The following is a 21,678-nucleotide window of genomic DNA, read 5'->3' as shown; positions in this document are numbered from 1 at the left end:
ACTCCACTCCATTCCTGACCTTCCGTCAGAATGAAACGTGTTCTAGTCTGTGCCGTATGGGCATCGGAATCACAGCAGAGCACCGTGATCTGGCCGAGGCGGCGGGGGGCTGGGCCGCGCGGGCCGTGCCGCCCGAAGAGGTGCGCAAGCTGCTCGACACCGCACACGGACCGCAGGGGCGGCCCGCTTACTGGGACCAGCTCGCAGCCCAGGGGCTGCTGGGGCTGCACCTTCCCGAGGCCGACGGCGGTGGTGGCGGTGAACTGCTCGATCTCGCCGTCGTGCTGGAGGAAATGGGCCGCGCCGCGCTCCCCGGCCCCTACCTTCCCACCACCCTCGCCGCCGAGCTGCTGCACCGCGCCGGCGGCCACCGGTCCCTGGTGCGGGCCCTGGCCGAAGGGGAGCGCATCGCCGCCGTCGCCCTGGGGCCCGGCTCCCTCACCGCCACGGCGCACGCCGGAGGCTACGTCCTGGACGGCACCGCGCCCCCGGTCCTGGCCGGCGCCGATGCGGATCTGCTGGTGCTGGCCGCGCAGACCTCCACGGACACTGTCTGGTTCGCCGTCGACGCCGGGACCGTGTCCGTACGCGTCCAGGAGGGCGCCGATCCGACCCGGCCGACCGCCGAGGTGCGCGCGGACGCCGTTCCGGTGCCCGGCGACCGGCTGCTGGCCATCGACAGCGACCTCGTCCGCGACACCGCCGGGGTGCTGTTCGCCGCCGAGAGCTGCGGAACGGCCGCATGGTCGCTGCGCACCGCCACGGAATACGCCAAGGTACGCGAGCAGTTCGGCCGTCCGATCGGCCAGTTCCAGGCGGTCAAACACCTCTGCGCCGACATGCTCGTCCGCTGCGAGCAGGCCGGCGCCCTGGTCTGGGACGCGGCCCGCGCGCTGCACGAGCCGCCCGCGGTCCGCGCCCTGGTCGCGGCGCTGGCCACCGCGACCGCCCTGGACGCCTCCTTCAGCTGCGCCAAGGACTGCCTCCAGGTGCTCGGCGGTATCGGCTTCACCTGGGAACACGACGTCCATCTCCATCTGCGGCGGGCGACCGTGGCCCGCCAGCTGCTCGGCAGCGGTGACACCCACCGGCTGCGCGCCGCCCGCCACGGTGCCGACGGTGCCCGGCGCGGGCTGCACCTCGAACTCCCCGCCGCCGCGCAGGAGTACCGGGCCGAGGCCCGCACCGTCGCCGACGGCGTACGCGGCCTCGACCCCGCGGCCGTACGCCGCGCACTCGCCCCTGCCGGCTACGCCGCGCCGCACCTCCCCACGCCCTACGGACTGGGCGCAGGCCCTGTACAGCAGCTGGCGATCCAGCAGGAGTTCGCAGCCGCCGGCGTCGGCATCAGCGACCTGGGCATCGCGACCTGGGTGGTCCCCTCACTGATCGCCCACGGCACCCAGGAGCAGCAGGAGCGCTATCTGCTGCCGTCGCTGCGGGGCGATCTGCTGTGGTGCCAGCTGTTCTCCGAGCCCGAGGCCGGCTCGGACCTGGCCTCCCTGCGCACCCGCGCCGAGCGGACGGACGACGGCGGCTGGCGGATCAACGGCCAGAAGGTGTGGACCTCGGCCGCCCAGGGGGCGAGCCACGGCATCCTGCTCGCCCGCACCGACCCGCGGGCTCCCAAGCGCAAGGGGCTGACCTTCTTCGTCGTCGACATGAAGACGCCCGGCATCGGCATCCGCCCGCTGAAGGAGATCACCGGCGACTCCCTCTTCAACGAGGTCTACTTCGACGATGTGCTGCTGCCGGCCGACGCGGTGGTCGGCGAGGTCGACGACGGCTGGAAGGTGGCCCGCACCACCCTGGACAACGAACGCGTCCACATGGCCGACCAGTTGACCTTCGACACTGGCCTGGAGGCGCTGCTCGACCGCGCCGCGGGGCTGGACGCGGCGGTGCGGGCGAAGGTGGGCGCGCTGGCCGCCGAGGCGCACGCCCTGGGCTGCATCGGGCTGCGCACCACGCTCCAGCAGGTGTCGGGCCTGGAGCCGGGGGCGGGCGCCAGTATCCGCAAGCTGGTGCAGACCCCGCACCAGCAGAAGGTCGCCGAGCTGGCGCTGGAACTGCTCGGGCCGGACGGCGCGGTGCGGGAAGGGGCCGGCGGACGGGCGCTGCACGGCTTCTTGATGTCGCGCTGTCTGACCATCGCCGGCGGCACCACCCAGGTGCAGCTGAACGTCGTCGCGGAGCGGCTGCTCGGCCTGCCCCGGGACCCGGAGCCGCGCCCGCTGATCTGACCCCGCCGGCCTGGCCCGTCAGGTCTGGCCTCCTGGCCTGACTCCCCGCATCTGCCTCCCTGGGGCAGGCCCTGAGTCAGACCCGGAGTCAGTCCCTGGGGCAGTCCCTGAGTCAGACCCGGAGTCAGTCCCTGGGGCAGTCCCTGAGTCAGACCCTGATCTGCCCTCTGAGCCGGCCCTTGGTCCGAGGGCTCCTGGTCTGAATGCACCTGATGTGAATGCCCTTGATGTGAATGCCCTGTTCCGATCTGTATGCCCGGACCCGGCTCCCCGGATCCGGCCACTTCCAGGAGGACATGCATGGCTGGCAAGGCGTACCTCGTCGGCGTCGGGATGACGAAGTTCGAGAAGCCCGAGACCCGCGAATGGCAGTACTGGGACATGGCGAAGGAGGCGGGCTCCAAGGCGCTGGCCGACGCCGGGATCGGCTACGAGGCGGTCGAGCAGCTACCGGTCGGCTTCTGCTACCAGGCCTCGACGGCAGGCCAGCGCGCCGCCTACGAACTGGGACTGACCGGCATCCCGGTCTACAACGTCAACAACAACTGCGCGACCGCCTCGACCGCGCTGATGATGGCGCGCCAGTTCGTCGAGGCCGGGATCAACGACTGTGTCATGGCGCTCGGCTTCGAGAAGATGAAGCGGGGCGCGCTGGGCGGCGGCGCGGACAGCGGCGATTTCCAGACTTCCCCGGTGGCCCGCCACTACGGCGTGATGGCCGCCGCCCACGGCTTCGAGATGACGCCGCCCACCGCCCAGATCTTCGGCAACGCGGCCCGTGAACACATGGAGCGCCACGGCACCACCGCCGAACAGCTCGCCGCGGTCGGGGCCAAGAACCACCGGCACTCCGCCCACAACCCCTACGCTCAGTTCCAGGACGTCTACACCGTCGAGGAGATCCTGGCCGCCAGGACCATCCACCGGCCGCTGACCAAGCTGCAGTGCTCTCCGACCTCCGACGGTGCGGCCGCGGCCGTGGTCGCCTCCGAGCGGTTCGTCCGCGAACACGGCCTGGCGGACCGGGCGGTGGAGATCGTGGCGCAGGCCATGACGACCGACACCGAGGAAAGCTTCTCCTCCGGTTCCTGCATCGATGCCGTCGGCAAGCCCATGACACGGGCCGCGGCCCGGCAGGTCTTCGCGGCCTCCGGCCTCGGCATCGAGGACGTCGACGTCATCGAGCTGCACGACTGCTTCTCCATCAATGAGCTGCTGACGTACGAGGCCCTGGGCATGTGCGCGGACGGGGAGTCGGGGAAGCTGGTCGCCGACGGTGCCACGACCCACGGCGGCCGCTGGGTGGTCAACCCGTCCGGTGGTCTGATCTCCAAGGGGCATCCGCTGGGCGCGACGGGGCTGGCGCAGACCGCCGAGCTGGTCTGGCAGCTCCGCGGCACGGCGGGCGAACGGCAGGCCCCCGGTGCCCGGGTGGGCCTGGCGCACAACATCGGCCTGGGCGGCGCCGCGGTGGTGACCTTGCTGCGCAGGTGATCTTCGCGGCCGAGTCGAGGTGGCCGAGTCGAGATGGCCGAGCCGATGCGACTGCGTCGATGCGACCGGGTTGATACGGTAACTGAGGCCATTATGCGGGTAGTTGGCCCAGTGGGGGCCTTCCTGCCCCTTAGGGGCCCGCCCCTAAGGCCCCGCCCTCTCAAGCCTCACCCTCCCGCCTGCGCCCTCCCCTCGGCCGCGCCCCTCCCCGGGACCTCCGTCCGGCGGCCTAGGCCTCCGGTCAGGTGGCCTGTGCACCGATATACCGATGCGGGAGGCAAGCGGCGAATGCGAGCATGGGCGGCATGCCGCCGATAGCCGCCCCCGCCACCATGCCCGACACCAAGCGCCGGACGGCCGCACCGGCCTGGCTGGTGATGCTGCTGGTGTGTGCGGGGCAGTTCCTGGTCGTCCTGGACGTCTCCGTCGTGAACGTCGCCCTGCCCGCCATGCGGACCGGGCTGGGCCTGAGCGAACTGGGCCTGCAGTGGATCGTCAACGCGTACGTGATCACCTTCGCCGGCTTCATGCTGCTCGGCGGCCGGGCCGCCGATCTCTTCGGCCGTAAGCGGATCTTCGTCCTCGGCCTGGCGCTGTTCACCGTCGCGAGCCTGGGCGGCGGGCTGGCCCAGCAGTCCTGGCAGCTGATCGCGGCCCGGACGGTCCAGGGCGTCGGCGCCGCCGTGCTCGCACCGGCCACCCTCACGATCCTGACCACGTCGTTTCCGCCCGGTCCGGCCCGTAACCGAGCCATCGCCACCTGGACGGCGGTCGGTGCCGGCGGTGGCGCGGTGGGCGGTCTGGTCGGTGGGGTGCTCACCGAATACCTGTCATGGCGCTGGGTGTTGCTGATCAATGTCCCGGTCGGGGCGCTGGTGCTGGCCGGTGCGGTGTGGTGGCTCACCGAGAGCAGGCAGGGCGCCGGGCGGCGGCTGGATGCGCCCGGCGCGGTGCTGGTGACCGCCGGGCTCGCGCTGGTGGCGTACGGGATCGTGCAGACCGAGACGGACGGCTGGGCCTCGGCCTCCGCGCTGCTGCCGCTGGCCGCCGGGCTGGTCGTGATCGCGGCGTTCCTGGCCGTCGAGGCGCGGGCCAAGGCTCCGCTGATGCCACTGGGGCTCTTCCGGGTGCGCTCGGTCTCCTCGGCGAACGCGGCGATGGTGCTGGCCGGCGCCGCGATGTTCTCCATGTGGTACTTCCTGTCGCTGTACGTGCAGAACGTGCTGGGCTACCGGCCCCTGGAGGCCGGGCTCTCCTTCATCCCGCACTCGCTCTCCATCGTGCTGGGCTCCAAGCTCGGACCGCGGCTGATGAACCGGGTGGGTGCCAAGACCCTGGCCGTCACCGGTGCGGTGATCTCCGCGTCCGGTATGGCGTGGCAGGGGACGATGGACGTCGACGGCACCTATCTCGGCACGATCCTCGGCCCCGGCATCCTGATGGCCCTGGGCGCCGGGCTGACGGCGACGCCGATCGCGGCGATCGCCACGTCCGGCGCCGACCCCGCCGACCAGGGGCTGGTCTCCGGCCTGATCAATACCTCCCGCCAGATGGGCGGCGCGCTGGGCCTGTCGGTCCTGTCGACCGTCGCCGCGTCCCGTATCGCGGCGGGTCACGGTGGCCCGAAGGCCCTGGCGAACGGTTACGGCCTGGCCTTCCAGGTCGGCTCCATGATCCTGCTGGTCAGCATCGTGCTGATGGTCCTCGCACTGCCCCGGCGACGCGCGGACGCCGCCCACGGCTGAGCGGCCCATGGGTGAGCCACCCGCGGTTGAGCTGCCCGCGGGTGAGCCACCCGCGGTCGAGCCGCCCACGGCCGAGCCACCCGCGGTTGAGCCGCCCACGACTGAGCCGGCCCCGCGGAAGCCCTCCGGCCTTCCGTCTCTCCGGCCCGCTGCCTCCCCCTACAACCAGCCGTTCCGCCGCGCCGCCCGGACCGCCTCCATGCGGTTGCGGGTGCCGGTCTTGCCGATGGCCGCGGAGAGGTAGTTGCGGACGGTGGCCTGGGAGAGGTGGAGCTTGCCCGCGATATCGGCGACCGTGGCGCCGTCCACGGCGGCGGCGAGGACATCGCGTTCGCGCTGGGTCAGGGGGTTGGGGCCGGCGCTCAGCGCTGCCGCGGCGAGGCCGGGGTCGATGACCCGCTCGCCGGCGAGCACGCGGCGGATCGCTGCCGCCAGTTCCTCCACCGGGCCGTCCTTCACCAGGAAGCCGGACGCACCGGCCTCCATCGCGCGGCGCAGATAGCCGGGGCGGCCGAAGGTCGTCACGATCAGCACCTTGCAGGACGGCAGCTGTGTGCGCAGGTCGGCCGCGGCGTCCAGGCCGCTGCGGCCGGGGAGTTCGATGTCCAGGAGGGCGATGTCGGGGCGGGCGTCCAGGGCGGCGGCGACGATCTGATCGCCCGCCGCGACCTGGGCCACGACCTGCATGTCCTCCTCCAGGTCGAGCAGCAGCGCCAGCGCGCCCCGCATCATCCCCTGGTCCTCTGCCAGCAGGACCTTGATCACCTGGTCAACTCCTCCACGTCCGCCATATCACCCGTGCCGACCGGCAGTTCTGCCGTGACACGGAAGCCGCGCCGGCCGTCCGGGCCGCTGCGCAGCGTGCCGCCCGCCGCGGCCAGCCGCTCGGCCAGCCCCTTCAGCCCGGTGCCGCCCACCGGTCCCCGAGGGCCGGCCGGTGCCGTGCCGTCCGGCTCGCCGGAGCCGTGCGCGGGCTCCGGGCGGCCCGTGCCGTCCGGACCGTGCGCACCGCCCGTAGTACTCAACTCGTCCCGTACCCCGTAGCCGCCCGGCCCGCCGCCGTCCGGATCGTCCCCGCCCGGGCCGCCGTCGCGCCCCGGGACGCGGTCGCGCAGCCAGGCCAGGCCGGGGGCCGGGGCAGCACCGGAGCTTACGGGACCGCGGCCGTCGTCCGTGAGCGTCAGCCGTACCCGCTCCTCGTCGGCGTGCACGTCGATCTCGCAGCGGGTGGCACCGCTGTGCCGGACGGTGTTGGTGACCCCCTCGCGGACCACCCAGCCCAGCAGCGCACCGGCCTGCGGGGGCAGCGGCGGTCCCGCCTGCCGTACGACGGGTTCGATACCGGCCGCCTCCAGCACCGAGCGTGCCCGGTCCAGCTCGGTGGTCAGACTGCCCTCGCGGTAGCCGGTGACCGCCTCGCGGATCTCGGTCAGCGCCTGCCGGCCGACCGCCTCGATATCGGCGGCCTGGGCGAGCGCCGCCTCCAGATTGCGCGGGGCCAGCCGGCGGACCGCCTCGGCCTTGACCACCACCACGGACAGGGTGTGCCCCAGCAGGTCGTGCAGATCGCGGGAGAAGCGCAGCCGTTCCTTCTCGACGGCGCTGCGGGCCAGCTCCTGACGGGTGGTGTTCAGCTCCTGGATGGTGTCGAACAGGCTGAGGACCGTGGCCGTCACCGTGCCGGACAGGAAGGTGCCGTAGCCGATGCCGAACGAGCCCCATGGGTGGGGGCCGCCGTGCCAGCCGACCAGATATCCGGCCGTGCCGCTGAGCGTGATCAGCCAGAGGGCGAGCCTCTTGCCGCGCAGGGCACGGACCGTGCCGGAGGCCAGCGACAGCAGCGGGAAGAACAGGAACCAGTTGCCGCCGAACCCGAGGGCGATGGCGAAGGTCACGGCGGTCAGCAGGCCCAGCGCGTACAGCGGACGGCGGGAGTCCCGCAGCCGCGGGTCGAAGGACGACCAGACGACGCTGATGTAGAGGGAATTGAAGGCGAGCAGCCCGAGACCGGCCAGCCAGGGGTTGCCCGTCTTGCCCTGGATGATGTTGGAAAAGGCGCCCAGGCCCATCAGCAGCCACGGCAGGAAGGCATACTTGCCCGGCCCCCGGTCCGTCGTCCTGCCCGGCCGCTTCGGCCGGCACGTGGGGTCGCCGGCGCCCCCCGCGCCGCCGGGCTCGCCGTCACCGGCGGCCCGCTGCTTGCTGTGCTGCACTGTCACTTCCCCGGTCTGCACCATCGTCGATCACACCGTTCGTGCGGCCCGACGGTACGCGTACACCGCATATCCGCCGAAGAGTGCCAGCCAGGCGGCCAGCACCGCTACTGTGCCCAGGCCCGGAGCGCTGCCCTGGGTGACGCTCTGGCCGAGCTCGGCGAAGCGGTTGCCGGGGGTCCAGGACGACAGGGAGCGCAGCCAGCCGGGGAACAGCTCGGCCGGGAACCACAGACCCCCGATGATCGACAGCAGCAGCATGCAGCCCGTGTTGACCATGCCGGTGGACTGGGCGGAGAGACGGTAGCCGTTGCCGAGGCCGAGCAGGGTGAAGGGGGCGGTGCCGATCCACAGCAGCCCGGCCAGCGCGGCCCACTGCCAGGCCGGCATCCGGACGCCGTTGACCAGCGCACCCACCAGCAGTACGGAGGCGATGGCCGGCAGCACCGTCACCGAGCCGGTCAGCCCGCGGCCCACGACGACCCGTACCGGGCTCAGCGGGGTGATGCGCAGCTGCCGCAGCCAGCCCAGCTGTTTGTCCTCGGCGACGCCCGTGCCCGTGCCGATCGCCGCGCCCAGCGCGCCGTATGCGGCCATACCGACCATCGACGCGGTCTTCCACGCCATGCCGGCGCCGCCGGGACCCGCGCCGATGTTGGTCATCAGCACATACATCAGCACCGGCATCCCGATGCCGAAGATGACAAAGCCCCGGTCGCGCAGGGTGCGACGCACTTCGAGGCGGACGTAGTCGAGCATCACGCAAGCTCCTTCGCGGACCGGGTGGCGGCGTTACGTGCCGGGGTGTGGCCGGCGGCGTTGCCGGAGGTGGGGGCAGCGTGCCCGGAGGTGAGGGCGAGGAAGGCGTCCTCCAGGCCGGTGGGGGTGACCTGCAGTGCGCGGACGAGCCCGAGCCCGGCCAGCGCCACCACGGTCGCATCGGAATCCGTCGTCCGCAGCAGTGCGCGGTCGCCGCGCACCTCCAGAGCGCTCACGCCGGGCAGTTCGGCCAGCGGCCCGGTCGCCGCGCCCGCGAGGTCGAAGGAGACCAGCGTGCCGCCGGCCCGCCGCTTGATCGCCTCGCCGCTGCCGTCGGCGACCACCCGGCCGCCGTCCATCACCACGATCCGGTCGGCGTGCTCATCGGCCTCCTCCAGATAGTGCGTGGAGAACACGATGGTGTTGCCGCGCCGGGCGTATGCGCGCATCGAGCGCCAGAAGGCGCGGCGGGCCTCGACATCCAGCGCCGCGGTCGGCTCGTCGAGCACCAGCAGTTCCGGGTTGCCGGCCAGCGCCACCGCGAAGCGGACCCGCTGGGCCTGCCCGCCGGACAGCCGGTCCACCCGCCGCCCGCCGAACTCGCTCAGGCCCGCCAGCTCCAGGGCCTCCGTGACCGCCATGGGGCGGGGGTAGGTGGCGGCGACGAACGTGACCAGTTCGCGGACGGTGACCCGCGGAAGGGGCTTGCCGTCCTGCAGCATGGCGCCCACTTTGCCCGCCCGCACCGCCGCCTCCGGGGTGCCCCCGAACAGCTGCACCGAGCCCCCGCTGGGCGGCAGCAACCCCAGCAGCATGGTGAGGGACGTGGACTTCCCCGCACCGTTGCGCCCGAGCAGCGCCACCGTCTCGCCCACCGCGATCTCCAGGTCCATCCCCTCCACGGCCCTGACCGCGCCATAACTCCGTGTCACCCCGGAGAATGCCACCGCCGCGGCGCCGCCTGTCGTGTACGCAGTGCTGACCGGTTCTTTCGTCCGTGCCATGCCCACCCCCGCCTCTCGTTCGATGTCTATGACATTACGGAGAGTTGCCGCGGGGCGTTAGAGGCGAATGTGTGTGATCCGCCCTGACAAATGTCACGGTTGGGTGCGGCGGGGGCCGGGTGACGGGCGCGCCGGCGCGGGAGATCCGGGGGATCAGCGGGCAGCACGGCGCATTCGAGCATACCTGACACAGCGTCAGGGGGCTTCCGGGCGTGCTGCGGATCCGCTATACATGAGACCCATCGGCTAGAACGCGTTCTAGAAGTGCGAGTGGTGTGCTGTCCGAGCGCGGCCGCGCCGACCAGATGCGACCCCGGCACGGTCGACGGTGCGGACGGCCGGGCCGGGGTCTTCACAACGTGGTGAAGGAGCAAGCAGCCCCATGCCCATCGACGCCGCCAAGGCCACCTCCGCCGAGCCGCGGACCACCGAACTCGCCTGGGACCACAAGGACGTCCAGCTCTACCACCTCGGCATCGGGGCCGGCGCGGCCACCCCGGAGAAGCCTCACCCCGCCACCGACCCGGACGAACTGCGCTACACCCTGGAGAGCGCACTCCACGTCCTGCCTGCCTTCGCCACCGTCGCGGGTGGGGGAATGGCCCTGGCCGGCGGGCTCTCCGCCCCGGGCATCGACGTCGACCTCGCCGCGGTCCTGCACGGCGGCCAGACCGTCACCGTGCACCGCGCCCTTCCGGTGAACGGCCGCGCCACCCAGACCTCGTCCGTCCCTGCCGTGTACGACAAGGGCAAGGCCGCCGTCATCGTGCTGCGCTCCGAAGTCGCCGACGACGACGGGCCCTTGTGGACCTGCGACACCCAGATCTTCGTCCGCGGTGAGGGCGGCTTCGGCGGCGACCGCGGCCCCTCCGCCCGCCTCGACCTCCCCGACCGCGCCCCCGACCTGCGCACCGAACGCCACATCCGCCCGGACCAGGCGCTGCTCTACCGCCTCTCCGGCGACTGGAATCCGCTGCACGCCGACCCCGGCTTCGCCAAGCTCGCCGGGTTCGACCGGCCGATTCTGCACGGGCTGTGCACCTACGGGGTGACCCTCAAGGCCGTGGTCGACACACTGCTCGGCGGCGATGTGGCCCGCGTGCGGTCGTACACCACCCGTTTTGCCGGGGTGGTCTTTCCGGGGGAGACGCTGCGGATCGGCCTGTGGCAAGAGCCCGGCCGGATCCAGGTGTCGGTGACCGCCGCCGACCGCGACGATGCGCCGGTGCTGGCCGACACCGTGGTGGAGCACAGCTAGGGAGACAGCCAAGGGAGGCACCCCTAGGGAGAGGCCTCAAAGGGAGGGCCCCCTGGGGAGACACCCAGGAGCGAGTGCCGTCCGGGGCGTGCCGTGTGCCCCGGACGGTCCGGGCGGGGGCGGGATTGCCGTACGTACGAGAGGAGTCGTGACATGCGCGCAGCCGTACAGCACGAGACAGGGCAGGACAAGCTCGAAGTCCTCGACGACGTCGAGGCGGTGGGCTTCGGCCCCGGCAAGGTCAGGATCCGGATCCGGGCAACCGGCCTGTGCCACTCCGACCTCTCGGCGATGAACGGGGTGCTGCCGCAGCCCGCCCCCTTCGTCCCCGGGCACGAGGGTGCCGGGGAGATCCTTGACGTGGGCGACGGTGTCACCGGGCTCGCCCAGGGTGACCGCGTCCTGATGTGCTGGCTGCCCGCCTGCGGCAGCTGTCCGTCCTGCAAGCGCGGCCAGACCCACCTGTGCCTGGCCGGGTTCATGAACGCCGGCACGCCCAACTTCCGGCGGGCCGGCGGCGATGTCTTCGGCTTCGCCGGCACCGGCACCTTCACCGAGGAGGTCGTGGTCGCCGCCAACTGCGCGGTCCCCATCCCGGACGACGTCCCCTACGAGATCGCCGCGCTCATCGGCTGCGGCGTCACCACCGGGCTCGGCGCGGCCCTCAACACGGCCAAGGTGGAGGCCGCGTCCTCGGTGGCGGTGATCGGCTGCGGCGGCGTCGGCATCTCCGTCATCCAGGGGGCGAAGGCCTGCGGCGCGGCCCAGATCATCGCCGTCGACCCGGTCGCCGCCCGCCGGGAGGCCGCGCTGCGCTTCGGCGCGACCGAAGCCGTCGCCCCGGAGGAGTTCGCCGACGCCAAGGCCCGGATCACCGCGGGGGAGGGCTTCGACTACGTCTTCGAGGTGGTCGGCAAGTCCGCCACGGCCCGCACCGCCTACGAGATGACCCGGCGCGGCGGCACCCTGTGCGTGGTCGGCGCGGGAGCCATGGACGACACCTTCCAGGTCAATATGTTCGAGCTGTTCTTCGACGAGAAGCGGATCCTGCCGTCCCTGTACGGCGGCGCGGATGTGCTGCGCTCCTACGAGCGGGCCATCGCCCTGTGGCGGGCCGGCCGGATCGACCTCGAAGGCCTGATCACTCATCGCGTCCGGCTCGCCGAGATCAACGACGCGCTCGACCAGATGCGCTCCGGGACCTCGCTGCGCACCTGCATCGAGATCTGACGCCCGCCCGCACGGCGCCCACGGCCCGCACCGTCGCGCCGGAACCGCGTCCGCGGCACCCCATCGCACCCCACTGCGCTCCATCCGTACCCCGCCGCACCCCACCGCGCTCCATCCGCACGCCATCGCACCCCACCGCGCTCCGAGAAGACTGGAGAGGACAGGAATGGCACAGCCACTGGAGGGCCTGACCGCGATCGTCACCGGTGCCGGGCGCGGCCTCGGCCGCGCCGAAGCCCTCGAACTCGCCCGCCTCGGCGCATCCGTCGTGGTCAACGACTACGGGCAGCCGGGCCGTGACGGTTCGGGCGAGGCCTCGGCGGCACCCGCCGAGGACGTCGCCGCCGAGATCCGCGCGGCGGGCGGCCGGGCCGTCGCCCACCTCGGTGACGTCGCCGGCCACGATGACGCCCGCGCCCTCGTGCAGCTGGCGGTCGAGACGTACGGACGGCTCGACATCCTGGTCAACAACGCGGGCATCCTGCGCGACCGGATGGTGTTCTCGATGACTGAGGACGAGTGGGACTCGGTCATCCGCGTTCACCTCAAGGGCCACTTCAACACCACCCACTTCGCCGCCGCCCACTGGCGCGAGCGTGCCAAGGCGGCCGGCGGCCCGGTGCACGGCCGGATCATCAACACCTCTTCCGAGGCGTTCCTCGCGGGCTCGGCGGGCCAGCCCAACTACGCGGCGGCCAAGGGAGGCATCGTCGGCCTGACCACCTCCACGGCCCTGGCGCTGGGCAAATACGGCGTGACCACCAATGCGATCTGCCCGCGCGCCCGTACCCGTATGACGGAGGACGTCTTCGCTGGCTTCCCCGCACATCCGGGGGGCCAGGAGTCCGGGGAGGGCCGCGAGGGCGGAGGAGGCGGGCTCGATGTGCTCGCGCCCGAACATGTCGCACCGCTCGTCGGCTATCTCGCCTCGCCGGCCGCGGCCCGGATCAACGGTCAGTTGCTGGTCGTGCACGGCGGCATGGTCGCCATCGCCGAACGCCCGCGGATCGCCGCCAAGTTCGACACCACCAAGGATCTCTTCAGCTTCGAGGAGCTGGACGAGCTGCTGACCCCGTACTACGCGCAGCGCCCGCCGGACGAGACCTTCGCGGCGGCCGAGGTGCTGGCCCTCAAGCACGACTGACCCTCCGCGCGGCGCGGTGAACAACGGCCGTGACGCACATTCCACAACGCCGTGGCGCATCGTGCGCAACGGCCGTGGCCGCCGCACCGCATCGTCGCGGGCGGCGGCCACGGCCGTCGTGCACGGTCGGCGGTCGGGACTCGCCTGACCGGCCTTACGCGTCCTGCGACTCCTTGTCCCGGCGGTGCCGGCCATGAGCGGCGGAGCCGGACTCCTCGGCGGCGGCCGGGCCACGGTGCTTGCCGGAGCTTGCGGCCTCGGCGGCCTGGGCGAATGCCTCCTGGGGGCGCGCCTGGGTCGTGTCGGTTCGGGCTTCGGACATGGAAAGAGTCACTCCGTCAGATTGCTTACAGCTGTACGCGTCGGGACCTCGCCCGACGACCGCCAGGCTGACCCGAGCGGCACTGTCGGTGGCCGGTCAACCGGCTGCGCAGCCCCCGTCCGAAATTCTAACGGGGCCGAAAATCGCGCTCCACCGGGTCTACCGGGCCGCCTGAGGTGCCTGTTGCAGGGGAACTGGCCTGCACATTCCAGGATGTGGGGGGAGGTGAGGCGGTTCCGCGGGTGCGGGCTGGGGTTGTGCAGATGCTGTGGAGCGGTTGTCGGTTTCCGCCGCATCCAGGACAATCCTCCCTTCGCTGTTCCCGGCAGCCGCCGCGGGAGCCACCTCCTGCACCTCCTGCACCTCCTGCACCTCCTGCACCTCCTGCGCCTCCTGTGCCTCGTGCGCCTGCGGTCGCTGTGGCGCCTCCTGCGCCGGCTGCACCTCCTGTGCCGGCTGCCGCAGCGGCGGCTGCTGCACGGGCCCCACCGGCCCCACCGGGGCCACCCGCCCCACCGCCCCCAGCCGCAAGTCAATCCGCGCCACTCCGCACGGCTCCGCCCCCGTCACGTACGGCAGCAGCAGTTCGCCGCCCGCCGTCCACAGACCGGCCTCCGCCAGCCACCCCTCCGGCGCCGGGAAGTGCCGCAACTGCCGTTCCGCGGGCCGCCAGACCGCCGGCCACGTCCCGTTCGCCGCGGCCACCCGGAACGCCACCGCACAGCTCTCCGGCGCCAGCATCTGTCCCGGCTGCATCGCGAACGGCGTGAGCGCCGCCTGCGCGGGGTGCAGGCACTCCGGGAAGCGCACCGGCAGACTGCTGCCCAGTACGCACCAGCCCAGCCGGTCGTGCCCCGGGGCGTCCGACCGTACGAGCAGCAGCCCGCTGTCCGGATCGGCGAGCAGCAGGCGGTCGTTGCTCTCCTCGGTGATCTGCAGCAGCGGACCGGTCTCGCCGCCCCGCGCCAGATCGACCACCACGGTCTTCGTCCGGCCGTCCGTCTCCCGGTCCAGCGCCAGCAGCCGGCCGCCGCGGTCCAGCCAGGCGCCTCCCGTACAGCGTCCCGGGATCCGGGCGACCCGCTCGGGTCCTTCCGTGCCGCCGTGCAGCAGCCACAGGGTGGTCCGGTGCGCCTCGGGGGCCAGGGCGTAGCCCCGTTTCCCGCCGGGGGCGGGCGGCAGCAGGGTCAGCTCGGGGGTGTGCACGGCGCCCAGCAAAAGTTCACCGGTGCCCGGACCCGCCGGGTAGAGCAGGGAGACGGCGAAACGGTCGGCGACCCGACGCAGGATCAGCACCCGGCCGTCCGCGAGCGGCAGCAGCGCGCTGTCCGGCTCCTCGGGCTGGGGGCCCTGCAGCGGTACGGCGTACGGCTCGGGGCCGCCCAGCGTCCAGCGCTCCGGAAACCAGCTCCCGGCGGCGTCGTCGTGACGGGCGAGCCGGGCGGCGTACGAACCGTCGGCGGCGATCGTCAGCGCCGCGCGGTGCGTGTGGTGCGCGTGGTCCCGCACGTCCCGCCTGTCCCGCATGTCCCGCGCCCTGGCGTCCTCAGTGGCACAGATCGTCATCGCAAGGTCACCTCCAGTCGGCAACCGAAGCTAGTTTTCGCACGTCCGGCCGATCGCCGGGAGGTGCCACACTTCACGCATAAGGGTGGCGAATGTCCGGTTCGCCGGTGCCCTGCAGGAGCGTTGTGCTTCGGATTTCCCACCCGGGCCGGTGCGGATTTCCCGCATGGGCCGGGCGGCGGAGGGGCAGGGGGCGGGGGAGACGAACCGAGGGCCCCGCGCCATGTCACAGCTGGGAGGTAATCTTCCACCCGTGCCCGTACTGTCTGAAGTCCTCACCGCGCTCGACGCCCTCTGGCCCCCCGAGCGGGCCGAAGGGTGGGACGCCGTCGGCACGGTCTGCGGAGATCCCGGCGCCGAGGTCCGCCGGGTGCTGTTCGCCGTCGACCCGGTCCAGGAGATCGTCGACGAGGCGGTGAAGCTCGGCGCCGACCTCCTCGTCACCCACCACCCGCTCTATCTGCGCGGGACGACGACGGTCGCGGCCTCGACCTTCAAGGGCAAGGTCGTGCACACGCTCATCAAGCACGACATCGCCCTGCACGTCGCGCACACCAACGCCGACACCGCCGACCCCGGTGTCTCCGACGCCCTGGCCGGCGCGCTGGACCTGCGCATCCTCGGCCCGCTGGTGCCGGACCCGAGCGATCCGGCGGGCCGCCGGGGCCTGGGCCGGATCTGCGAGCTGCCGCATCCGATGACGCTGGCCGCCCTCGCCGCATACGCCGCGGAACGGCTGCCCGCCACCGCCCAGGGCATCCGGGCGGCCGGCGACCCGGACCGCGAGATCCGCACCCTCGCCGTCTCCGGCGGCTCCGGCGACAGCCTCTTCGGTGACGTACGGGCGGCCGGTGTGGACGCGTTCCTCACCGCCGACCTGCGCCACCACCCGGCCTCCGAGGCCACCCAGACCACCGGACAGAGCAGCCCGCCGGCGCTGCTCGACGCGGCCCACTGGGCCACCGAATGGCCGTGGTGCGAGCAGGCCGCGGCCCAGCTCGACGCGGTCTCCGACCGGCACGACTGGGGACTGCGCACGCATGTCTCCCGTACGGTCACCGACCCCTGGACCGCCCACGCGGCGTCCACCCCCTTCTTCGCCCCGACCCACACCACAGGAGCCCCACGCTGAACGCCGCGCCCGCCGACCAGATCCGCCTCCTCGACGTCCAGGCCCTGGACGTGAGGCTCACCCAGCTCGCCCACCGGCGCAACAACCTCCCCGAGCTGGCCGAGCTGCAGACCCTGGAGGCCGACCTCATCCAGCAGCGCGACCTGCTCGTCGCCGCGCAGACCGAGGAGAGCGACACCAGCCGCGAGCAGACCAAGGCCGAGCAGGACGTGGACCAGGTGCGCCAGCGCGCCGCCCGCGACCAGAAGCGCCTGGACTCCGGTGCCGTCACCTCCCCCAAGGACCTGGAGAACCTCCAGCGCGAACTGACCTCGCTGGCCAAGCGCCAGGGCGACCTGGAGGACATCGTCCTGGAGGTCATGGAGCGCCGCGAGAGCGCCCAGGAGCGGGTGACCGAGCTGACCGGCCGGGTCGAGGCCATCCAGGCCAAGGCCGATGACGCCGCCGCCCGCCGGGACGCCGCCTACGCCGAGATCGACACCGAGCGCGGCACGGTCGCCAAGGAGCGCGAGCTGACCGTCGCCGACATCCCGGCCGACCTGCTGAAGCTCTACGACAAGATCCGCGCGAAGGAGGGCGGCGTCGGCGCGGCCCGCCTCTTCCAGCGCCGCTGCGAGGGCTGCCGCCTGGAGCTGAACATCACCGAGGTCAACGACGTCCGCGCGGCCGCCGCCGATGCGGTGCTGCGCTGCGAGAACTGCACCCGCATCCTGGTCCGTACGCCCGACTCGGGTCTGTAGGCCGTGTCGCGCACGCTGGTCGTCGAGGCGGACGGCGGCTCCCGGGGCAACCCGGGGCCGGCCGGCTACGGCGCGGTCGTCCTCGACCCGGAGTCGGGCGAGGTGCTGGCCGAGGCCGCCGAGTTCATCGGCACCGCCACCAACAACGTCGCCGAGTACAAGGGCCTGGTGGCCGGTCTGCGGGCGGCGTATGCGCTCGATCCGCAGGCCCGTATCCGGGTGCGGATGGACTCCAAGCTCGTCGTCGAGCAGATGTCGGGACGCTGGAAGATCAAGCACCCGGACATGAAGCCGCTGGCCGCCGAGGCCGGCTCGGTCTTCCCGCCCGACCAGGTCACCTACGAGTGGATCCCGCGCGCGCAGAACAAGCACGCGGACCGGCTCGCCAACGAGGCGATGGACGCCGGGAAGATCGGCAAGCAGTGGGAGCCGGGCAACTCCACGGCGGCGCTCGCCACCGCGGCCGCGCCCGCCCGCAGCGCCGCCGCCCGCCTCGCCGACGAGGCGGTGGCGACGGCGGAGGATTCCGCTTCCTCCGCCGCCCCGGCGGTCGGCTGGGGCTCTCCCGACCTCGGCCCGCCCGCGACCTTCGTCCTGCTGCGGCACGGCGAGACCCCGCTGACGCCCGAGAAGCGGTTCTCCGGCAGCGGCGGCACCGACCCGGCACTCTCCGCCGCCGGGCGCCGTCAGGCCGAGGCAACCGCCGCCGCGCTTGCCGCCCGGGGCACGATCCAGGCCGTCGTCAGCTCACCGCTGCGGCGCTGCCGGGAGACCGCCGGTGCGGTCGCGGACCGGCTCGGTCTGGAGGTCCGTATCGAGGAGGGCCTGCGCGAGACGGACTTCGGGGCGTGGGAGGGGCTGACGTTCGCCGAGGTGCGCGAGCGCCACCCCGATGACCTCGACGCCTGGCTCGGCTCCGCCAAGGTGGCGCCCACCGGAGGCGGCGAGTCCTTCGCGACGGTCGCCCGCCGGGTCGCCGTGGCCCGCGACAAGCTCCTCGCCCGGTACGCGGGCAAGACCGTCCTCGTGGTCACGCACGTCACCCCCGTCAAGACGCTGGTCCGGCTGGCGCTGGGCGCCCCGCCGGAGTCGCTGTTCCGGATGGAGCTGTCCGCGGCGTCGCTCTCGGTCGTCGCGTACTACTCCGACGGCAACGCCTCGCTGCGGCTGCTGAACGACACCTCGCATCTGCGGTAGCGATCTCGCAGCGCCGGTGGGGCCTCGCACCCCACGGCGGCAGCGGGGCCTCGCACCCCGCGGCGACAGCGATGGCGACAGGGCCCGGTACCTTCCAGACCCGAGGTGCCGGGCCTTCGTACGTGACGGCCTCAGGCCGCCAACGCCGCCGCCTCCTGGGCGAGTCGGCGCACCCGGTCCCAGTCCTTCGCGGCCAGCGCCTCGGCCGGCAGCATCCAGGTGCCGCCGACGCAGCCGACGTTCGGCAGCGCCAGATAGGACGGCGCCGACGCCAGGCCGATGCCCCCGGTCGGACAGAAGCGGGCCTGCGGCAGCGGCGCGGCCAGCGCCGAGAGGTAGGCGGTGCCGCCCGCCGCCTCGGCAGGGAAGAACTTCATCTCGGTGACGCCCTCCGCCAGCAACGTCACCACCTCCGAGGCCGTGGAGACCCCCGGCAGGAACGGCACCCCGGAGTCCTGCATCGCGCCCAGCAGCCGCGGCGACCAGCCGGGGCTGACCAGGAAGCGGGAGCCGGCCGTCAGGGCCGCCTCGACCTGGCCGGGGCTGAGCAGGGTGCCCGCGCCGACCACCGCCTCCGGGACCTCGTCGGCAATGGCCCGGATCGCGGCGGGCGCGGCGGGCGTCCGCAGGGTCACCTCGATCGCGGGCAGTCCGCCCGCGACGAGTGCCCGGGCGAGCGGTACGGCGTCGGCCGCGTCGTCCAGTACGACGACCGGGATGACGGGGGCGAGCCCGAGGACCGAGGATGGGGGTCCCCCCTGCTCGAACAAAGTGGAGGGCTTGGGGGAGGGCGCGGGGGAGGCGGCGGCGCGAGTCACGCCGCCATCCTGCGCCCGCTCACCCACTCTCCGCAACGAGCGTTGCGCATGCTGCAACGATGGCTTGCCGGAAGGCCGCTGGAAGCCGTCGGCCCGTGGACCTGCCCGCCCGGCAGGTCCACCCCCGGGCCGGCCCTACAGGCGCGCTCTACAGCCCCTCCGCCGCCCCCGACCTCCGTCCTACAGCTCCGTCACGATCACATCGACGGCCCACGCCTTGCCGTCCTTCGCCGGAGGCTCCGCCTCCACCGCGTACCCCAGCCCCCGCAGCGCCTCCACCAGCTCCGCCGGACCCGCCGGCGCCAGGCCCGCCGACAGCAGATCCCGCACCAGCCGTCCCTTGGTCGCCTTGTTGAAGTGGCTGACCACCGTCCGCTTCTCCACGCCGGCCACGGTCTTCGACTGCAGCACCCGCACCGTCGCGGTCCGCCCGGCCACCTCGCCCTTGGGCTTCCAGGCCGTCGCATACGCCGCCGAGCGCAGATCCAGGACCAGCCCGTCCCCGGCGGTCTCGGGCATCACCTCGGCCATCGGCGCCCGCCAGTACGCGCCCAGCGCGCCGAGCCCCGGCAGCTTCACGCCCATCGAGCAGCGGTAGGACGGAATCCGGTCACCGATCCGTACGGCGCCCCACAGCCCCGAGAACACCAGCAGGGACCGCTCGGCCCGCTTCCGCGCCGCCGCGTCCAGGGACTCCAGCCCGAGCGCGTCATAGAGCACCCCGGTGTAGATCTCCCCGGCCGGCCGCGTCCCTGCCGTCCGCAGTCCCGCGTTCTTGGCGATCTCGCCCTTGAGGCCGTCGCTGAGCCCCAGCACCTCCTGGGCCTTGGCCTCGTCCGCCGCGCACAGCCCGACCAGCTCCTCCAGCACCGCCTCGCGCGCGGCGGTCAGCGCGGGCAGCGACAGCGCACCGGTATCCAGCGGCGCCCCGGCCGCTCCCGCGGCCTTCCCTTCGGACGGCGGCAACAGCACGAGCACGGTGTTTCTCCCTCACGGCGGTACGGCGGTACGGCGGGGTGCGGCCCCGGCACAGCGTATGGCCTGCGGCTGGCGGGCCGGGAACCCGCGGGGCGCGGCCACCGCCGGGCGGGGCACCTGCACGCCGCCCCGGGGCCGAGCACGCGCCCGCCACCCGAGGCCGTAACCGCCCGCCACCGGGGCCGTGCCCGCACACCCCCGGGGGGCGGCACCCGCACACCAACCGGGGCCGGCCCCCGCACGCCGCGCCGGGAGCGGCCGCCCGCCATACGCTCGATGGCATGCCCCGTCTCCATATGCATGTGACCGACGCAGCCGAGGCCCCGCTGCGGGTCGCGCTGCATGAGCTGCGCGGAAGGCTGGAGATCCCGGACCACTTCCCGCCCACGGCCCAGGCCGAGGCCGAGAGTGCCGCCCGTGCCCCGCGGATCCCGGCCGCCGACGGCGCGGTGGCCACCGAGCACACCTTGGAGGACGCCACCGACCTCCCCCTCTTCACCCTCGACCCGCCCGGCTCCCCCGACCTCGACCAGGCCATGTTCCTGTCCCGGCGCCCCGGCGGCGGCTACCGCATCCACTACGCCATAGCCGATGTCGCCTCCTTCGTGACACCCGGCGGCGCCCTGGACGCCGAGGCGCACCACCGGGTGATGACCCTCTACTTCCCCGACGTGCGGGTCCCGCTGCATCCCCATGTACTGAGCGAAGGCGCCGCCAGCCTGCTGCCCGACCGGGACCGCCCGGCCGTCCTGTGGCAGCTTGACCTCGACGCGGACGGCGCCCTGACCGCCGCGTCCGCACGCCGCACCCTGGTCCGCTCCCGCGCCCGGCTGGACTACGCCGGAGTCCAGCGGATCCTGGACGACGGGACCGCCGAGGAACCGCTCGCCCTGCTCCGCGAGATCGGCCTGCTGCGGGAGGAGCTGGAGGTCGCCCGCGGCGCGATCTCCCTCAACGTCCCCGAGCAGGAGATCGTCGAGCGCGACGGCTGCTACACCCTCGAATACCGCGCCCCGCTCCCGGCCTACGGCTGGAACGCACAGATCTCCCTGCTCACCGGCATGGCAGCGGCCGATCTGATGCTGGCCTCCGGCACCGGCATCCTCCGCACGCTGCCGACCGCCCCCGACGGCTCGGTCGCCCGGCTCCGCCTGACCGCCCGTGCGCTCGGCGTCGACTGGCCGCACCACACCTCGTACGCGGCGCTGATCCGCACCCTCGACCCGCGGCGCCCCGCCCACGCCGCGTTCCTGCAGGAGTGCACCGCCCTGCTGCGCGGCGCCGGCTACACCACCTTCGACGGCACCGCGCCACGGGCCTCCGAGGCGCTGCACGCCGCGGTCGCCGCCCCGTACGCGCATGCCACCGCGCCGCTGCGGCGGCTGGCCGACCGCTACACCTCCGAGCTGTGCCTCGCCGCTTCGGCCGGCGTCGAACCGCCCGGCTGGGTGCGCAGCGCGCTGCCCGCCCTGCCCCGCGAGATGGAGACCGGTGCCCAGCGCGCCAATCAGGTGGAGCGCTCCTGCGTCGACCTGGTGGAAGCGGCGCTGCTCCGGGACCGGGTCGGCGAGATCTTCGAGGCGCTGGTCGTCGACATCCAGGAGAAGGACCCCACCCACGGCACCGTCCACCTCTACGACCCGGCCGTCATCGGCACCGTCGAAACCGCCCCCGAAGGCCCCGCGCTGCCCCTGGGCCACCGCATCCCGGTCCGCCTCGCCGAAGCCGAACCGGGCCACCACCCCGTCCGCTTCACCCCCGCCTGACCACGGCCCCGCCCGCGTCCGGCGCCGTACCCGCGTCCGGCGCCGTATCCGCGCCCGTCTCCGGCGTCG

18 protein-coding genes are annotated in these 21,678 nt (G+C 73.2%); 10 read left to right on the top strand and 8 right to left on the bottom strand.

Annotation, left to right across the window (positions count from 1 at the left end):
* Positions 1–56: 56 nt before the first annotated feature.
* From ABR737_RS14725 to ABR737_RS14715, 3 genes are all read left to right on the top strand, one after another.
* On the top strand, positions 57–2,243 hold the full coding sequence (locus tag ABR737_RS14725; RefSeq protein WP_350250633.1) for an acyl-CoA dehydrogenase family protein: 2,187 nt from the start codon (positions 57–59) through the stop codon (positions 2,241–2,243).
* 300 nt (positions 2,244–2,543) lie between these two features.
* The gene (locus ABR737_RS14720; RefSeq protein ID WP_350250632.1) at positions 2,544–3,737 is read left to right on the top strand and encodes a lipid-transfer protein; all 1,194 of its coding nucleotides are present in this window, start codon (positions 2,544–2,546) and stop codon (positions 3,735–3,737) included.
* A 296-nt stretch (positions 3,738–4,033) separates the two neighbouring features.
* Positions 4,034–5,482, top strand: a complete 1,449-nt coding sequence (locus ABR737_RS14715) for an MFS transporter (RefSeq protein WP_350250631.1) — start codon at positions 4,034–4,036, stop codon at positions 5,480–5,482.
* 159 nt (positions 5,483–5,641) lie between these two features.
* Here the strand turns inward: ABR737_RS14715 and ABR737_RS14710 are convergent, their stop codons facing one another.
* Genes ABR737_RS14710 through ABR737_RS14695 form a run of 4 tightly spaced genes read right to left on the bottom strand, consistent with a single transcriptional unit; the run spans position 5,642 to position 9,458 of the window.
* Positions 5,642–6,247, bottom strand: a complete 606-nt coding sequence (locus ABR737_RS14710; protein WP_350250630.1) for a response regulator — start codon at positions 6,245–6,247, stop codon at positions 5,642–5,644.
* Complete coding sequence (locus ABR737_RS14705; RefSeq protein WP_350250629.1) at positions 6,244–7,719, bottom strand: sensor histidine kinase; 1,476 nt, start codon at positions 7,717–7,719, stop codon at positions 6,244–6,246. The genes ABR737_RS14710 and ABR737_RS14705 overlap by 4 nt, the downstream gene beginning before the upstream one ends.
* A 6-nt stretch (positions 7,720–7,725) precedes the next feature.
* On the bottom strand, positions 7,726–8,454 hold the full coding sequence (locus tag ABR737_RS14700; RefSeq protein WP_350250628.1) for an ABC transporter permease: 729 nt from the start codon (positions 8,452–8,454) through the stop codon (positions 7,726–7,728).
* A complete protein-coding gene (locus ABR737_RS14695; RefSeq protein WP_350250627.1) occupies positions 8,454–9,458 on the bottom strand; it encodes an ABC transporter ATP-binding protein in 1,005 nt (334 codons plus the stop codon). Before ABR737_RS14695 ends, ABR737_RS14700 begins: the two co-directional genes overlap by 1 nt.
* Before the next feature lie 382 nt (positions 9,459–9,840).
* Here ABR737_RS14695 and chsH3 point away from each other — a divergent pair, with 382 nt between their 5' ends.
* The 3 genes from chsH3 (at position 9,841) to ABR737_RS14680 (ending at position 13,090) form a co-directional block, all read left to right on the top strand.
* Positions 9,841–10,716 carry an enoyl-CoA hydratase ChsH3 gene (gene chsH3 / locus ABR737_RS14690; protein WP_350250626.1) on the top strand — a complete coding sequence of 292 codons (876 nt, stop codon included), beginning with the start codon at positions 9,841–9,843 and terminating at the stop codon, positions 10,714–10,716.
* A 153-nt stretch (positions 10,717–10,869) separates the two neighbouring features.
* Positions 10,870–11,946: a Zn-dependent alcohol dehydrogenase gene (locus ABR737_RS14685; protein WP_350250625.1), complete on the top strand. Its 1,077-nt coding sequence runs from the start codon at positions 10,870–10,872 to the stop codon at positions 11,944–11,946.
* A 166-nt stretch (positions 11,947–12,112) separates the two neighbouring features.
* The gene (locus ABR737_RS14680; RefSeq protein ID WP_350250624.1) at positions 12,113–13,090 is read left to right on the top strand and encodes a 3-oxoacyl-ACP reductase; all 978 of its coding nucleotides are present in this window, start codon (positions 12,113–12,115) and stop codon (positions 13,088–13,090) included.
* Between the two features lie 154 nt (positions 13,091–13,244).
* Here ABR737_RS14680 and ABR737_RS14675 read toward each other — a convergent pair whose 3' ends face one another.
* A complete protein-coding gene (locus ABR737_RS14675; RefSeq protein ID WP_350250623.1) occupies positions 13,245–13,412 on the bottom strand; it encodes a hypothetical protein in 168 nt (55 codons plus the stop codon).
* A 159-nt stretch (positions 13,413–13,571) separates the two neighbouring features.
* On the bottom strand, positions 13,572–14,978 hold the full coding sequence (locus ABR737_RS14670; protein WP_350250622.1) for a hypothetical protein: 1,407 nt from the start codon (positions 14,976–14,978) through the stop codon (positions 13,572–13,574).
* A gap of 253 nt (positions 14,979–15,231) precedes the next feature.
* On the opposite strand from ABR737_RS14670, the gene ABR737_RS14665 reads away from it, so the two are divergent.
* From ABR737_RS14665 to ABR737_RS14655, 3 genes are read left to right on the top strand one after another with little or no spacing between them, the layout of a single operon-like run.
* On the top strand, positions 15,232–16,110 hold the full coding sequence (locus ABR737_RS14665; RefSeq protein ID WP_350250621.1) for a Nif3-like dinuclear metal center hexameric protein: 879 nt from the start codon (positions 15,232–15,234) through the stop codon (positions 16,108–16,110).
* Positions 16,107–16,850, top strand: a complete 744-nt coding sequence (locus tag ABR737_RS14660) for a zinc ribbon domain-containing protein (RefSeq protein WP_350256785.1) — start codon at positions 16,107–16,109, stop codon at positions 16,848–16,850. The genes ABR737_RS14665 and ABR737_RS14660 overlap by 4 nt, the downstream gene beginning before the upstream one ends.
* Positions 16,851–16,853: 3 nt before the next feature.
* Positions 16,854–18,047: a bifunctional RNase H/acid phosphatase gene (locus ABR737_RS14655; protein WP_350250620.1), complete on the top strand. Its 1,194-nt coding sequence runs from the start codon at positions 16,854–16,856 to the stop codon at positions 18,045–18,047.
* A 131-nt stretch (positions 18,048–18,178) separates the two neighbouring features.
* On the opposite strand, the gene eda is transcribed toward ABR737_RS14655, so the two are convergent.
* On the bottom strand, positions 18,179–18,865 hold the full coding sequence (gene eda, locus ABR737_RS14650; RefSeq protein WP_502964321.1) for a bifunctional 4-hydroxy-2-oxoglutarate aldolase/2-dehydro-3-deoxy-phosphogluconate aldolase: 687 nt from the start codon (positions 18,863–18,865) through the stop codon (positions 18,179–18,181).
* A 180-nt stretch (positions 18,866–19,045) separates the two neighbouring features.
* On the bottom strand, positions 19,046–19,843 hold the full coding sequence (gene yaaA, locus ABR737_RS14645; RefSeq protein WP_350250619.1) for a peroxide stress protein YaaA: 798 nt from the start codon (positions 19,841–19,843) through the stop codon (positions 19,046–19,048).
* A 281-nt stretch (positions 19,844–20,124) separates the two neighbouring features.
* Between yaaA and ABR737_RS14640 the strand changes: the two genes are divergently transcribed.
* Entirely contained in the window at positions 20,125–21,609 is a 1,485-nt protein-coding gene (locus ABR737_RS14640; RefSeq protein ID WP_350250618.1) for an RNB domain-containing ribonuclease, read from the top strand.
* Positions 21,610–21,678 lie beyond the last annotated feature (69 nt).

It is taken from the genome of Streptomyces sp. Edi2, from assembly GCF_040253635.1.
In the GTDB taxonomy this organism is placed as follows: Bacteria; Actinomycetota; Actinomycetes; order Streptomycetales; family Streptomycetaceae; genus Streptomyces.
Note: the sequence above shows the minus strand (reverse complement) of the source record. Positions and strands in the feature narration are given on the sequence as shown.